Source organism: Acidobacteriota bacterium (assembly GCA_035529075.1).
In the GTDB taxonomy this organism is placed as follows: domain Bacteria; phylum Zixibacteria; class MSB-5A5; order GN15; family FEB-12; genus DATKXK01.
In genome coordinates, this window is record DATKXK010000004.1 from 1 (window position 1) to 15,729 (window position 15,729).

A 15,729-nucleotide genomic window follows, 5' to 3' on the forward strand; every position below is an offset into this window, starting at 1 on the left:
AATCGACGGGACATCGCTGGTGAACTCCACTCTCCCGCCGTTGTAGCTCCACTGCCAGTCATCCCAGGTCTGCTTGATCGTGAGGCCCGGTGACGGATCAGTCTCCGCGAGACCGGCGGTGCCCAGAGAAGACCGCGTCGACATCCAGTTGCGTGCGGTGGCAAGGGGATCATAATCCTTGAGCCCGACCGCCCTTACAGGTTCGCGATCGATGCGCGGGAAGCCGTACTGTGTGATGTTGTTGGTCCGCTTGTCAAGCACCCGGTCCCCCGAGGCCTGGTCAAAGACGGCCCTGGCCGAGACAGAGATGGCCAGCAGAGCAACACACGCCGTCGTGAGAAGAAGAAGATAGAATAGTTTTTTCGTCATTCCTGGCTCCTTTCAGTAGCCCTAATGACTCATCATTCCGGGCCCGCCCCTCCGAAAGCGGGTCTGTACCTGAAACCATAAGACCAGACAGCCCTTACGTGCCCGGCCGGCACCGGGCGGAGGTCAACGCAAGTGCTGCGGTTACTCTCCTTCTGAGGTTCACCTCCTTTCCCTTCACAGGCTGCGTTGACGCAGCCCCGGCCGACAAAGGTAGCATATCGTCCGGTGTCGACCGTGTGTTCAAGATACCAAAAAAAGCGCGTTCAACCAAGCTCTTGCTGGAATTAATGCCGCCCACATTCCGGATGCAAGCCGGAATGCGTGGAATTTCGCCGTGAGTCCCGGGTTTGGGACGATGCGGCGGACTGGCGTGTACTCCTCCCAGAAAGAGTCACAAAAAACCCCTGGAAGTCAAGCCTTCAGGGGCGAATTTGAGACGGGCCAAGTTCACTGAACCCATCGCCATTGGTACGGTTCACAGAGGCAACCCGCGCCGACTGAGCCGCACACGAGCCGGCAACCTATCGGCCACGCCCCTCTTACCACTGTAGAATAACTCGGGAATCGCGCGGTGTCAAGACCTATGTAGATTTTGGTGCCCGGCGGTGGATTTCCCCATCCGGCTTAAGGGGGTAACTAAAACCACCCCCGGGCCGGGGGGTGGTTTTGCGCGTAACTATTTACCGTTTAAAGAGATAACTAGCACGGATTGAGTGGAGGTGCCGGCTTGGTGATAAACAGGTAGTCGATCAGAGCCGTCAGGTCGCCGATGTCGATGACACCAGCGGGATCACCGTCGATATTGGCCTCCTCCGGACACGGCAGAACCGGAGCCGGCTTGGTGATGAACAGGTAGTCGATCAGCGCCGTCAGGTCGCCGATGTCGACGACTTCACCCGGGTCGCCGTCGACGTTACCCACGACGTTCTTGCAGCAGCCGCACAGTTCCTCGCAGCCGGCGCGAAGGTTGACGCGGTACCATTCGAAGGCGGCGTCGAGATTGGCCTTGACGTCGTCGACCGTACCGTCATGCACCGACGTTACTACCGAGTAAACGGTCAGGGTGTCGGCAGCCTCCAGCGTCCAGTCATGCACGTAGGTCATGACCATGTGCATGTCGGTAGTATCCGGCTCCGCGTATGGGGAGAGGGCACCGCTGAGGGTGTCGGTCTTCTCCCACAGCATCGGCGGGTAGAGGTTGCCGTCGCGGCGCGTCGAGCCGTCCGGGAAGGTGTCGGCCACGAAGACGTCACTGTCGTTGCGGGCGCTGTACACGCCATAGGGGGTGCATACTCCCGCGCACGGATCGTCGATCAGTTCCTGGGCGGTGTGGAAGCCGAGCAGCCGGTGGGAGCCAAAGCGTCTCTCGTTGAGCTGGCAGCCGGGCACGGTGGCGGTGTCGGTCCCCTTCAGGTAGACCGCGTTATGGTCCGGAAGAACGCCGGAGACGTTATTCGCTCCGTTGTCGGCGGGAATATCCCAGTCGATGGCTTCACCGATCACGAGGTTGCTGTGCGGGTTGCCGTCAAGGGAGGAGAAGCGCGTGCGCATAATGATAAAGTCGGTGCTGTCGCCGCCGCCGGTGGGGGCGAAATACTCGCGCTCGACCGCAATGGTCGTGTCGGCATTGACCACGGTACCGGTGAAGTAGCCGTCGAAGTTGGTTCCCGAAACGGGGCCGGATGCGGCGAAACCGTCAACGCGCTTGAAAGCCAGGTAGGTGGCGAAGCTGGCCTGGTGCATGGCATAGTTGAGCACGTACGACGTGTCAATATCGACAATATCGCGCTGCATGACCAGCGGACCGCCGCTGTACAGATACACGCTGGCGCTGCTGTTGCATTCGCCGCCATCAGTCACGAAGTCGAGATTGACGAGCCCGTTGGTGCCGCCGTTGGCACCCATTTCCGCATTGTTGGAAACGACCAGCCGCACGAAGTCATCCTCGTGGACCGGGCGCAGCAACCCCGAGGTGGCCAGCGTATCCCAAGCCATCCCGATAACCGTGTCGGCGACGATGTACGCGATCATGATGGGCAGGGAATCCCGGTTGTCCGCATCCGAGAACAGGCAGACCTCACCGTCCAGGGCGACGATGGTGCCCGGGCTGTCGATGGTCCCGTCCTTGTTGATGATGATGTCAAAGGTTCCGGTGTTGTAGACGCCGGCGCCTACGGCAAGGCTGGCCGCCGAGACGTCAAGCCAGTCTGACGGGCCGGTATCGTCTTCGAATACCTTAATCGAATCCACCGATAGCGGGACGTTGCCGTCGTTGGTGACGGTTACGGGGATGGTGTCGGCCTGGCCGTGCTTGCAGTAGCTCGGGTACCCCAACTCATCGGGCGCGACCACAATCTGGGGCGCGTCAACGGGATCGACACAGGCCAGCCGCATCCACTTGAGGGGGTTGAGCGTAAGCATGTTGTTGGCCTCAGGGTCCCGCCAGCCCGGGGCGGGATAGTGGTCCTCGGTATAGAACGCGTGCAGATAGTGGTGGCCGGTATACTCACCGCTCGGATCCACGAAATCGGCACCCGGCCATTTCAACTCGACGCCGTAGGCGGAGCTGTCCATGCCGTAGCGGCTGAGCGTAGGCCGCGTATCGTTCATGCAGGTGCCGCCGTAGCCGGCCGAATCACAGCCGGGCGTGTAGGAGTTGGTCAGATCCCGTGCTGCGTCCCAGAGGATGCCGTCGAGAGTCGTGGAGACGCAGATGGCGATCTCACCGTTGGCCGCCCTGGTGCGATCGGCAAAACCGCTGGCGCAGTCATCGGTCTGTGGCAGGCCGAAATTACCCCAGGCGTCAAGGTACTGGGTGAACACCGTGTACAGGTGGCTGTTGCATTCGGAGATGGAGAAGTAACCCAGGTACATCGTCCCGGGGCTTCCGAACCCGCAGACCTGGGTGTTGTAATTGATGCCCCATTCCGCGTTATGTACGCGCGTTATGGTGCCTTCGGCTTTAGGACCCGGGACGCGATCGGTCCAGTGGAACATGCTTGACGAAAAATCACCCCAGAAGAAGATCGGGTCGTTGTACGGGTCGGCGACAATCGGCTCGGCGTTAAAAACGATGTGCAGGCCGCCCTCGGAGTCGTACAGCGCACTGGTCTCTACCCAGGCGGCGTGGGACGCCTGCGTGCCCGTGCGCGGGTAACTGGTCAGGTTGGTAGGCAGACCCCAACTGGCCCCGCCGTTGTCCGACAGCCTGAAAAACACCTCGACATCATATACCTGGTTGTTGGCATAGGCCATGTCGTGGTAGTGGGTGTACGACACGGCTACGTCGCCGGAGACGCGCGACGCGGCAATGCTGCCGTTGACGTAGAAAGCCGTGGTGTCCATCACCGTCGGACCTTCCCACGTTCCCGCGTCTCCCGTTCCCAGCTTGCGGTAATACGAGATGGCACCCTCGAGCAGGTTGCGGGCTGTGGGATGCGCTACGGTCGAGCTCTCGCCGGCCAGAACGTGCATGATGGTGTCGTTGTTATATTCCTGGACTTCGATTTTGCAGAAGGTGAGGTGGTTGGTGACGTCCAGGAAGTGCCCGTCGTTGTACTGAACCGCCGGGATCACCGAGCCGGCGCCGAAGAAACAACTGTGTTGTGAGGGCTGGAAATAGAAGTGGTTGTCGGCACTGCCGCCGGCGTCGTCTTCACCACCAAAAACCAGCAGTCCGCGCGGATCGATGTCGTTCATCACCCACTGGCCGGTCTGGTCCGTGGGCTGTACCTCGCAGCCAACCCCGGAACCGCGTGGCCAGTCCGCAGCGACCGGGTCATAGATGTTGTACCCGAAGCGGGAGTTGGCCGAGGGGGAGGTGGCGTCCGAATACGTGAAATGGATCGACGGGGTCGGCCCGCCGAAACTGACCATATGCCCGGCCGGCGGGCGGTACTGGTCATCCATGTACGTGTTGTCTACGACCATACCGGCCGACTGAACCGCGCCTGGCTGGGCGGCCCCGAGCGACGCTCTGGCATCGCGACGAGAGGGATCGGCCGGCCAGGCCGAAAAGTCCTCCGGAACGCCCCGCGCCACCAAATTGTCGCGGACACTCGGCAGGGCGTACCTTGTGATCTTGGTCAACCGGTCATCCTGGACGCGATCACGCCGGTCGTAGACCGCCTTCGATACGGCCGTGCCCACAAACAGCGCGCACAGGATCAAGACCAGGATTGCCAAGGATAGATAACGTTTTGCCATTTCAACTCTCCTCGAACGATTTAAGTACCCTTGTGACAGCGTATACTACATGTTGTCGGCTGGAAGAGCTTGGGATATTAGGAGTTGCGCCTGTCTTGACCGGACATACGGACTCTGCCAGGCCGACTGTGTTACTCTCCGCTTATGGATCACCTCCCTTCACCGCCCCGTTTCCGCCAGCGCGAGAAGCTGCCTGGGGGGCGTATAGACCGTCACCGGTCCTGGGAAATCTGTTCCGGAACCGGTCGTTGCGACGTCTATCCGGCTTGGAACCACTTGCCCGGAAAACGCGGCGAGCCGCCGCACCGGTCAGGAGGAAATCTGCGGGTACCGGTGGCGGCCCTGCCCGCAACTCACCCGCGCACGGGCTCTAAGAAACCCGGAGGCGGAATGCGTGGTGCTGTGATCAGGTCGGGTGGAGTCTGAAATCCCTCATATTTCGGGATCAGCAAAGAGTGAAGTCTGATCATGACTGCGCTGCGGACGAGTCATGGGCGCTGCGATCACACGCCTCCTCCCTGCCATACAATACCGGGCCGGGCCCGGCTTGTCAAGGGCTATGTATGTACAGCACCCCATGCGCGGGTTCCGGTGACGGTTCGCGCAGGCAAAAAAACCACCCCCGGCCCCGGGCCGAGGGTGGTTATGCATCTAACTAAATACCGTTCAGCACAGCCATTAGCACGGATTGAGCGGAGGTGCCGGCTTGGTGATGAACAGGTAGTCGATCAGCGCCGTCAGGTCGCCGATGTCGATGACACCAGCGGGATCAGCGTCGATATTGGCCTCCTCCGGACACGGCAGGACCGGAGCCGGCTTGGTGATGAACAGGTAGTCGATCAGCGCCGTCAGGTCGCCGATGTCGACGACTTCACCCGGGTCGCCGTCGACGTTACCCACGACGTTCTTGCAGCAGCCGCACACATCTTCGCAGCCGTCGCGAAGGTTGACGCGGTACCATTCGAAGGCGGCGTCGAGATTGGCCTTAAGGTCGACGACTGTGCCATTGTGCACCGACGTCACGACCGAGTACACTTCGAGCGTGTCGGTGCCGCCCAGCGTCCAGTCGTGCAACCACGTCGACACCGTATGCAGGTCATCGACCTCATCGATGGCGTGTATGCCCGCGAGGGTGTCGGTCTTCTCCCACAGCATCGGCGGGTAAAGGTTGCCGTCGCGGCGCGTCGAGCCATCCGGGAAGGTGTCGGTAACGAAGATATCACTGTCGTTGCGGGCGCTGTACACGCCATAGGGGGTGCATACTCCCGCGCACGGATCGGTGTTGAACTCCTCGTTGGTGTAATATCCCAGCAGCATGGAAGCGCCGAAGCGATTGTTGTTCGGCTGGCACGGTGTCGTGGTGGTGTCCGTACCCTGCTGGTAGACGGTGTTGTACTCCGGCAGCGCCCCGGACTGATCACCGGTGCCGTTCACGGCGACGATATCCCAGTCGATTACCTCGCCGAACACCATGTTTTCATGGGGGTTACCGTCGTAGGAGAAGAAGCGGGTGCGCACGATAACGAAGTCGGAACTGTCGGCCCCGCCGGTGGGCGCGTACCACTCACACTCCGCGGCGATGGTGGTGTCGCGGTTGACAAAGGTGCCGCTAAACCAGCCATCGAAGTTGGTGCCGGCGATCGGTGCGGGCGACGCCCTGTCGTGCACCGGCTTGAAGGAAATGTCGGTGGCGAAATTCGCCTGGTGCATGGAATAGCTCATGACAAACGAGGTGTCGGTATCGACAATGTCGCGCCGCATGGCCAGCGGACCGCCGCTGTAAAGGTACACGGTGGCGACAGCGTCGCATTCGTTGCCGGACTCCGTATAGTCAAGGTTTACCGAAGTCAGACCGTTCTGGCCCATGCCGCCCGTGTTGGCTAGGACGAGTTGCACGAAGTCATCGGTGCCGCCACCGGTGTAGGTGCTGAGCGTATCCCACTCCATGCCGACGACGGTGTCAGCAACAATGTACTGAATGACGACGCCCGTGGAGTCGCGGTTGGCCGCGTCGGACCACACTGAGACCTCGCCGTTGAGAGCCACGATGGTCCCCGGGGCGTTGACAATCCCGCCACTGTTGATGATGATGCCGAAGGTCTCCGTGTTGAGAACGCCGGCCCCGACCGTCATGTCGGTCTTGGTTATGCCGAGCCAACCGGACGGCGCGGAAGTCTCGAATGCCTTGATCGAGTCCACCGTAAGCGGCACGTTGCCGTCGTTGGTGACAATGATCGTCTCGAGCGTCGTGTCGCCGTGCTGGACGTAATCCGGGTACCCGATCGTATCCGCAGACAGTATTATCTGCGGAGCCTCGATGGGTTCCACACACGGTATCCGCATCCACTTCAGCGGATTCGGTGTGGTCATGTTGTACGTCTCAGGATCTCTCCAACCGGGGCCCGGGTAGTGGTCCTCGGTGTAAAAGACGTGCAGATAGTACGGATCGGTCCAGGTGCCGTTGTCCGGAACGACGAGCTCGTCACCCGGCCAGGTCAGGGCCTGGCCGTAGGCCGCACTGTCCATCCCGTACCGGGACACGGTAATACGCGAATCGTTCATGCATACGCCGCCGTAGCCGGCCGAGTCGCATCCAGGCGTGTAGCTCTTGCTCAGGTTTCGCGCTGCATCCCACAGCAGGCCGTCCAAAGAGCTTGAGACCACCATGGCCGCCTCACCGTTGGCCGCGTAGTACCGGTCCGTGAAACCGCTCGCACAGTCGTCAACCTGCGCGGGGCCGAAAATGCCCCAGGCATCGAGCCACTGGCTGAAAAAGCAGTACAGACGGCCGTTACACTCGGCGATCGATTCATAACCGATGTAGCTGACGCCGGGCGCCCCGAAACCGCATACCTGCGTATTATAGGCGATACCCCAGTTGGCGTTGTGCGCCCTGACAATGGTACCACCGGCGTTAGGTCCGGGGACCCGGTCACTCCAGTGGTACAGGCTGGCCGAGAAGTCGCCCCAGAAGTAAATCGGATCGTCGTAGACGTTCTCCACCGTCTGGTCGGCGGTCCAGATAATGTGCAGGTAGTCTTCCGAATCGTAGATCGAATGGGTGTTAATAAAGGCCGTCTGCGAGGGCAGGATCCGCGAGTAGTTCGTCATGTTCGTCTGCGGACCCCAGGTCGCACCGGCATTGGTGGACGTTCGGAAGTACACCTCCACGTCGTACCGCTGGTTCTCCACGATACCGAGCGCGTGCTGCTTGGTGTAGGCCACCGCAACTTTGCCGGACACCCTCGAGGCGGCAATAGAGCCGTTCGAGATGTCCTGCACGCCGGACGAAGAGTTCATAATGTCAATCAGAAACGGCCCTTCCCAGGCGCAGGTCGCATCCATCTTCTCCCCGAACTTCCGGAAGTAGTTGATGGTGTTTCCGCGGATGTCAAACGGGTTGCCCGCGTGGGTGACCGTAAACTCGCTTTCCACCGCGATGCAGTGGACAATGGTGTCGCCGCCGAACTCCTGGATTTCGATCCTCGGGTGTCCCAGGTAGTTGGCCGGTGTCAGGAACGTCGCATTGTACTGCGTCGGGAGGATCAGGCAGCCGGCGCCGAAAAAGCAGCTGTGCTGTGAAGGCTGCGAGTAGAAGTGGTTGTCGCGCGAACCGCCGGCGTTATCGACGGCGCCTATAACGACATACCCCGCCGGCGAGACGGCCATATTCGGCCACAGACCTTCCTCGTCGGTCGCATTGATCAAACAGCCCACCCCGGCGCCGCGCGGCCAGTCACCGGCGCCCGTCGGGTCGTACACGTTGTAACCGATCAGACCGTTGACCAAAGGACCGCTGGCCCAGCCATAAACGAAGTGTACGGACGGTGCGGGACCGCGAAAGTCCACCTGATGGTTACCGCCCGGGAACAACTGGTCGTCGTTATAGCTGATTATAACCGGGAAACCGGGCGATTCCACCGCCGCCGGAGCGGCTGCCGCGCCGAGCGATCGGCCGGCATATGGATAGGAGGTAATCGCCTCAGCCTGGTCAGGCACGTCACCCCAGGCAACCGGCTTTGAGGCAACCTTGGGGAAACTATACTTGGTGACCCGGTCGGATATGTCACTGGTCACGCGATTTCGTGGGTCAAACCAGGCCTTGGAAGCCACGGTAGCCGCCATCAGGGCCACCATCAGCGAAACCAAGACCAGTAATGACAAAAGCTTCTTTGTCATCTTTGCTCCTTTCAATGCTCAAAATTTCTTCCCAACCTCAGCAATCGAGAGCAGCGCGCGGATGTGCAGCACCGCCCTGCTCGACGCAACAGTCTTGCCTCGTGATTGTAGCTGGAGATTGCGTCCGTGTCACTCGTTTCTGCGAAATCACCTCCCTTCGTCGGGCGCAAGACCAGTCAGAAATCGGCACAATACGCCGTTGCGCCCGTTTGACCGAAACTTAGTGCATACTTACGCGTCCGATAAGGTTATCTGTGCCGGTGCCAATTGCGTGCTGCGTACGCAGGAGCCGCCACGGGAACAGAACCGGCGCACAAAAGAGAACACTCCCACCCGGCACAACTTCTTATCCGGGTAGATAGCGCAGATCCTGCCCTTCAGCGGGACCAATACTCGCGAGCAAACAGGACAAGTAGAGTAGTACCGATGCGGTGGAGCATACATACCCCCACCATATCACCTGAAATTTAATACTTTCGACGCCATTGTCAATGCTTTTGTTTGGTTTGATAGGCCGGGCGGGCGCTCGATCGGGTCCCCGAAAAGGTCTCCGCGCCTTCAGAAGCGGCATCCCGGCCCGCCCGGAACCAGCGCCGCGATGACCTGCCGGCCTGCGATCCGAACTCACGTGGTTCTTCAGGCCCGGCCCGCCGCGTCGAAATCGAGCCGGCCGTGCGAGGGGCTAACCCCCTACCGGTCACACACTTGGGCGAACACTCGCATGAAGTTCTCGCCCAGAATCTTTCTGATGTCAGCCTCGGCGTACCCGCGCCGGACGAGTTCGCGCGTGATATTCGGCATCATCGAGCAGTCCGCCAGGTCGATCGGCGGGTGAATTATGCCGTCGAAATCGGAGCCGAGGCCGACGTATTCCGGACCGACCAAATTGACAATGTAGTCGATGTGATCTGCGACCATGGTCACGGCGGTCGGAACGGACAGCATCTTCGTACTCCAGGCGTCCAAAAAGGGTGAGAGTTTCTTGAAACGCAGTCTATATGCGTCGTCTTTATGCATGCCGCTCATCAATTCCAGGACGGCTTCGTATTCCTCCTCGTGAGCCTCGGTGAAGGCAGTGGACACCAGGAAGAACTCGGGCAGGAGAAAGGCGCCGCAGAAGTTCACGCCGATCATACCGCCGGTGTCGGCCACGGCCTGAATCTGGTCGTCGCTCAGGTTCCGGTGATGGGGGCAGAGCGCGTGGACGCACGAGTGAGACGCGATAATGGGAGCCTTCGATACCTCGAGCACCTGCCTGACGGCCTCGAGAGACAGGTGTGAGATATCGACGATCATGCCGAGGCCGTTCATTTCGCGCACAACGTCGCGCCCAAAGTCAGTCAGGCCGTCGAAGGCCGGTTCGGGGTCGGCCGATGAGATGCACCAGTCGTGCGAGACGGCGTGCACAAGCGTCATGGACCTGACGCCGCGCCGATAGAAGTACTCCAGGTTGTGCAGGTTACCGGCGATGGCCTGCCCGTTTTCGATTGACAGCACGGCGGCGATGCGGCCCTCGGCGACAGTCCGCCGTGCTTCAGCCGTCGTCGTGCAGATGGCGACCTCCTGTTCATTTCGGGCGGTGGTGACAACGAGCAAGCCGAGCAGTTCGTCAACCCAGGCGACGGCCTCGTCGGCCGGGATTTGTACGGGCAGAAAACAGGCGAAGACCTGGAGGTTGACGCCGCCCTGCTTCAGCCGGGGCAGATCGACGTGGCCGGTCTCGTTTCTTATGGATACGTCGAGGCCGGTCTTGATAAACAGGAGTGTATCACAGTGAAGGTCCGCGACGAAGGCACGCCGATGAATGTCCAACGGGTCCGCCGGCATGCCGTAGTCTACTGATGTGGCCGAGCGAACGCAAGGGGACTCACCCCTGTGACCGTCTCGAAACCCCGCGGCCGTGGTTTTTCGCAGCGCCGAAGAAAAAAGCTTGTCACGGCGCTTTGGCTGAGTTCCTTTTGTCCAGGCGATAACCAACGTGGGCAAGCTGATGAGGTGCCGAGTATGGGGATAGTGGACTGGTTTTTGGGTCTGAATCCGATTTTGCAGGCACTGGCGGCTACTCTGTTTACATGGGCCGCCACCGCGGCGGGTGCCGCCGGCGTATTCCTGGCTCGACAACCCACAAAGCGGGCCATGGACATAATGCTCGGATTCGCAGCCGGCATAATGATAGCGGCCAGCTTCTGGTCGCTGCTGGCCCCCGCGATTGAGATGTCCGAGGGAAAGTCACTGCCTGCCTGGATGCCTGCCGCCATCGGCTTTCTGGCGGGGGGCGTTTGCCTGCGCGGTGTCGACTGGATACTGCCTCACGTTCACCCGAGAATGCCGGACGGCCGGGTGGAAGGTGTCTCTACCAGTTGGCAGCGGAGCGTGCTTCTGGTTATGGCGATCACCCTGCACAACGTGCCTGAAGGCTTGGCGGTGGGTGTAGCTTTCGGGGCCGTTGCAGCCGGTTTGCCGTCGGCGACGCTGACCGGAGCCATTGCTCTGGCCATCGGTATCGCCATACAGAATTTCCCGGAAGGACTGGCCGTTTCAATGCCGCTGCGGCGGGAGGGTCTGTCTCGGGGGAGATGTTTCTGGTACGGTCAGCTTTCCGGAGTGGTGGAACCGGCGGCGGGCGTCCTCGGCGCCGCCCTGGTACTGATAGTGCAACCCATTCTCCCTTATGCACTTGCCTTCGCAGCCGGAGCCATGATATTTGTCGTCGTAGAGGAACTGATTCCGGAATCACAGACCGGCGGTCACTCCGATGCCGCTACCATGGGAGCCGTGCTCGGATTTACGGTGATGATGGTACTCGACGTCGCCCTGGGATAGCCGACCGACCTCGCACGCCCGGCCCGGTAGCCTCAGCCCGGATCGCCCGGCCGACGGTGGCCGGCGCTGGTTGGCGGCTGAGATTAGTCTCTGCGTTGAAACGATGATGGACAATAGGGATCGTCACCGCAAGCGGTGGTTTCGGATCAATGCTGTCTGACTGCGGGCTTGGTAGTCACACCACTCGTCATGTCAGTGCCTGCGGCCGCCCGTCTTGACATTCTGTCCTCAAACCTGGTTGTCGGCCGATGATGTCATTGGATCTTCCTGAGGCGGGGGTGTCCTCTTCACGCCAGGACAGCCCCGCAATGTTCCCGGACATGACTCGTCCTTCAAGTTGTACTGACAGAATCTGTCAGTGACGATTTCTTGCTTAACGGGTCTAATGACCTGCCGATAAAAGGGGTGACAATGTCCGACAGGGGTTTGCGCAACGAGTAGTCTTGCTGCAAAGAACCTGGACACACGACCCTACTGTGTAGGGCAGGCGGCTTAATGGGTAACTGGAGATTTGCAAGCACACCTCCCCAGGACGCTCGTTCTCAAGGGGGCATGAAGCGTTGGACAGCGGCGGCGCCGCTGGTCACGATGTTACTGACCCTGGCCATTACGAGTCTCCTCGTGTATGACCACCTGGCGCATCACTCCGAGCTGAAAAGACAACTCCTGCTCGAGAAGTCTGCCAGGCTGGACGATACGTGCGAGCACGTGCGAGGGTTCTTCAACGGCATTCATACCGTGCTGTCGTTCATCAGCCACGACGCAGGCGTGACAACGTCCGGATTTCATTCTTATCCGCTGGTTGAGGATATCGCAGCCGGACCTCTGAAGCGAGGCGAGTTGAAGGGGTTGTACGTCCTTGAAAATCAACCGGACTGGACTCTGCGGCCGCTCGTGCCCGTCGGAGACAGTATCCATAACGGCTCAGAGATTGCGGATCTCGGGTGCGTGCGATCTGCTCTCGAAATGCAGAGAAGCTCGTTTGACCGCAATCCGGACCTCAGGGGGCTTTTGAGCGATCCCGTTTTCCGGAATGTCGGTCCGGAGTGCGTGCTTTACTCGGTGCCGGTCAGGTCAGGGGGGAAACTGGACGGTATGATTGTCGGTGTGGTTCCGACCGGCAGTCTCGCCGCAGAACTGCAGAGCAACGACTACCGGCCCTCGGTTCTCCTGGCCGGTGAAGGCGGTACGATTGTAAGTTGCGGTGAAGGTTCGGAGGCCATGTATGACTGGTTCAACTCGCGGTTCCGCCAGCATGGGGTGGCCTCCGTCTTTGCCGACCGTCCCGCCGCGTTCAGGATCGGGTCGGGGATGATACTGTGGAGGACGGCCACTCTGCCCTCCGGGCAGCCGCTGTGGCTGGCCGTGCAATACCATGAGTCGGTGCTCCTGGAACAGGGTGGGTATCTTCATCACTGGGTAATTCCAATAGCAGGACTTGCAACCGCTCTGGTCCTGGCACTGATGGCCGGCCTGGTGCTCCTCAGGCGCGGTGATACGCGCCGGTTCGTCCGTGAACGTCAGTGCGCCGAAGCACAACGTCAGAAGCTCCAGCAGGAGCTCGAGCGCTCGCGCAGAATGGAGTCGGTTGGGCTGCTGGCGGGCGGGGTGGCGCATGACCTGAACAACATGATCGGCCCGCTGGTTGCATACCCGGAACTCATACTCTCGGAGCTTCCTGACGACAGTCCCGTTCGCCGTGACCTTGAGATTATCGGTAAGTCCGCCAGGCGGGCAGCCGAGGTCGTTCAGGACCTGCTGGCGATGGCGCGCCGCGGCCGCTACGAAATGAGACCGGTCAACCTGAACGAGCTTGTCGAGGAATACCTTGATTCGGCCGGTTTTCGGGACCAGAGATCGCGGCATCCGGCGGTCGCGGTGAATACTCCCCTGGATCACTCGATTGCCAACGTCATGGGGTCACCGGCTCACCTTTCCAAGGTAGTCATGAATCTGGTGATTAACGCATACGACGCCATGCCGGACGGCGGCACGCTTAACATCAGCACCGGGCAGGCCTATCTCGACCGACTCCAGAGCGGGTATGACCAGATTGACAAGGGTGAATACGTGCTGCTGACCGTGACTGACAGCGGGATTGGCATCAACCCGCAGGACATTCCGAACGTCTTCGAACCCTATTATTCCAAGAAGAAGATGGGACGAAGCGGCAGCGGGCTTGGGCTGGCCGTGGTGTACGGCATTCTGAAAGATCACGAGGGCTATTACGACGTTCGTTCGGAGGTCGGCACGGGCAGCGATTTCACCATGTATTTCCCGATTACACATGTGGCCGCGGACCAGGCTGCCCGGGCCGAGGCCCGCACCGGCACAGAGTCCATTCTCGTGGTGGACGACGTCCCCGAACAGCTTGAGTTGACCTGTCGACTGCTCTCCGGCCTTGGCTACGTGGTCGAAGGTGTCGGCACCGGGAGGGAGGCCGCAGCCTGCGTGCAACGGACGCCGCCTGATCTGGTGGTCCTCGACATGATTCTTGAGAAAGACTTTGACGGTCTGGATGCGTACCGGGAGATGGCAAAATATCATCCCGGCCAAAAGGCCGTCGTCGTCAGCGGGTTCACGGCCACCAGGCGGGTGCAGCAACTCCTGGCCCAGTGTGCCGGTCAGTTCCTGGAGAAGCCGTTCACCCGCGAAATGCTCGGTGAGGCGGTGAGACTCGAACTGGATCGCACTTGCCCCGAAGCGGTGGCGCCACAGGATCGAGGGGCCGTGCCGGACCGGCAGACATGATCCCGTCCAGAGCCGTTTCCATCTGTTACCCCATTCATCCTGATCGCAAGTCCAGCCGAGCCTGCTACCGGGGATATTTACTCTTGACAATGGTCACGGTAGACGCCGACATTTAAGCAGCCCCGGCAATCCCGACATCACACGAGCAAACTCCGACTTAGACGTGCCGACCCGCAGCCGTAACAGGGCTGCTGATGAGATGAGCCCAGGTCGGAAACCTGACAATTGCCGCCGAAGGTAAGGGGACAGTGTGACGGAGTATGATAGCAGCCGGCTTCTGGCTCCCGTTCTAATTCGAAGATTTGCAATAGATTAAGCGGGCCGAGCTCGGTTGCAGCCGTAATCGAGGGCTTACGGGACAAAATCTACAGTTTTAATATTGTTTTTTTTCCGAGACGGTCGATAAGCATACCACGACCAAATGCACAGCATTTACGGGGAGAATATGAATCGAGGGGACCGAAACAAGAGGCATGCGTCGGGCTGGATGGTCGTACTGACCGCTTTTCTGGTCTGGACCTTCCAGGTCTGGGCGGGAGTTCCGGAGCCGGACGACGAGACGTGTCTGACCTGCCACGCTACCTATGGCGAATCGCTCAGACCTGGACCTCACCGGCTAAGCTCGCAGTCGACAGAGGCCAGGGTACAGGTGGCGTGTGTGAACTGTCATGAGGGCGGCGAAGTGCACGCTGAAGATCCGTCGGTGGAGAACATTTCCAATCCGATCCGCCAGATCGGATTAGAGGTGGAGAAAGTTTGCACTGAGTGCCATCAGGCGCACGGGCAGGCGGGCGTTTTCGGTCTGGACCCGCACGCGGGTCCGGACCTGTCATGTACGGCCTGCCACTCGGTGCACGGCGGCCTGGCGGGCCTGCTGGTCGACGAGGAGGCCCGGTTCTGCAAAGATTGCCATGTTAGCGTCGGCAACCAGTTCCAACGGCGGTCGAATCATCCCCTGACGGACGGGAACATCTCCTGCCTGGACTGCCACGACTTTGTCGGCCGGAACGAGCCGGACTACGGGCACGGCGGAAACGTCAACTGCTATCGGTGTCATCCTGAGCAGAGCGGGCCGTACCTTTGGGAGCACGAGGCCGGAAGCTCCTTTACGACGGAGGGCGGGGGCTGTGTAGCCTGTCATTCGCCGCACGGCAGTTCGAACGAGCGGCTGCTCGATCAGCCCGGCTCCGCGCTCTGCCGGCAGTGTCACCTCGTGGGCCCCCTGCATGCGCAGACGGCGCACGGCGGGCAATACGCCGGATTTAGTTGCGTGGATTGCCATAGTGAAGTTCACGGGTCGAATGAGCCGAAGAATGCCTATCTGCTCGACCCGTTCCTGGGATTGAAACTCGGCGGCAGCCAGACCTCGTGTTTCTGCCACCACGTCAGCAAGTAGGGGGA

General features: G+C 60.5%; 7 protein-coding genes. 3 read left to right on the forward strand and 4 right to left on the reverse strand.

The features are described 5' to 3' along the window. The 4 genes from VMY05_00715 to VMY05_00730 form a co-directional block, all read right to left on the reverse strand. A partial coding sequence (locus VMY05_00715) for a hypothetical protein (GenBank protein ID HUV29598.1) occupies nucleotides 1–369 on the reverse strand: 369 nt, incomplete at its 3' end. A gap of 699 nt (nucleotides 370–1,068) precedes the next feature. Continuing rightward, the gene (locus VMY05_00720) at nucleotides 1,069–4,575 is read right to left on the reverse strand and encodes a hypothetical protein (GenBank protein ID HUV29599.1); all 3,507 of its coding nucleotides are present in this window, start codon (nucleotides 4,573–4,575) and stop codon (nucleotides 1,069–1,071) included. Nucleotides 4,576–5,253: 678 nt separating this feature from the next. Next, nucleotides 5,254–8,754 (reverse strand): hypothetical protein, encoded by a 3,501-nt coding sequence (locus tag VMY05_00725; protein ID HUV29600.1) that lies wholly within the window; start codon nucleotides 8,752–8,754, stop codon nucleotides 5,254–5,256. Nucleotides 8,755–9,444: 690 nt separating this feature from the next. Then, on the reverse strand, nucleotides 9,445–10,581 hold the full coding sequence (locus VMY05_00730; GenBank protein HUV29601.1) for a dipeptidase: 1,137 nt from the start codon (nucleotides 10,579–10,581) through the stop codon (nucleotides 9,445–9,447). Nucleotides 10,582–10,767: 186 nt separating this feature from the next. Here VMY05_00730 and VMY05_00735 point away from each other — a divergent pair, with 186 nt between their 5' ends. The 3 genes from VMY05_00735 to VMY05_00745 all read left to right on the forward strand — a co-directional run bounded on the left by VMY05_00735 (nucleotide 10,768) and on the right by VMY05_00745 (nucleotide 15,724). Next, entirely contained in the window at nucleotides 10,768–11,577 is an 810-nt protein-coding gene (locus VMY05_00735) for a ZIP family metal transporter (GenBank protein ID HUV29602.1), read from the forward strand. Nucleotides 11,578–12,129: 552 nt separating this feature from the next. Continuing rightward, nucleotides 12,130–14,328, forward strand: a complete 2,199-nt coding sequence (locus tag VMY05_00740) for an ATP-binding protein (GenBank protein HUV29603.1) — start codon at nucleotides 12,130–12,132, stop codon at nucleotides 14,326–14,328. Between the two features lie 445 nt (nucleotides 14,329–14,773). After that, on the forward strand, nucleotides 14,774–15,724 hold the full coding sequence (locus VMY05_00745; protein HUV29604.1) for a cytochrome c3 family protein: 951 nt from the start codon (nucleotides 14,774–14,776) through the stop codon (nucleotides 15,722–15,724). Nucleotides 15,725–15,729 lie beyond the last annotated feature (5 nt).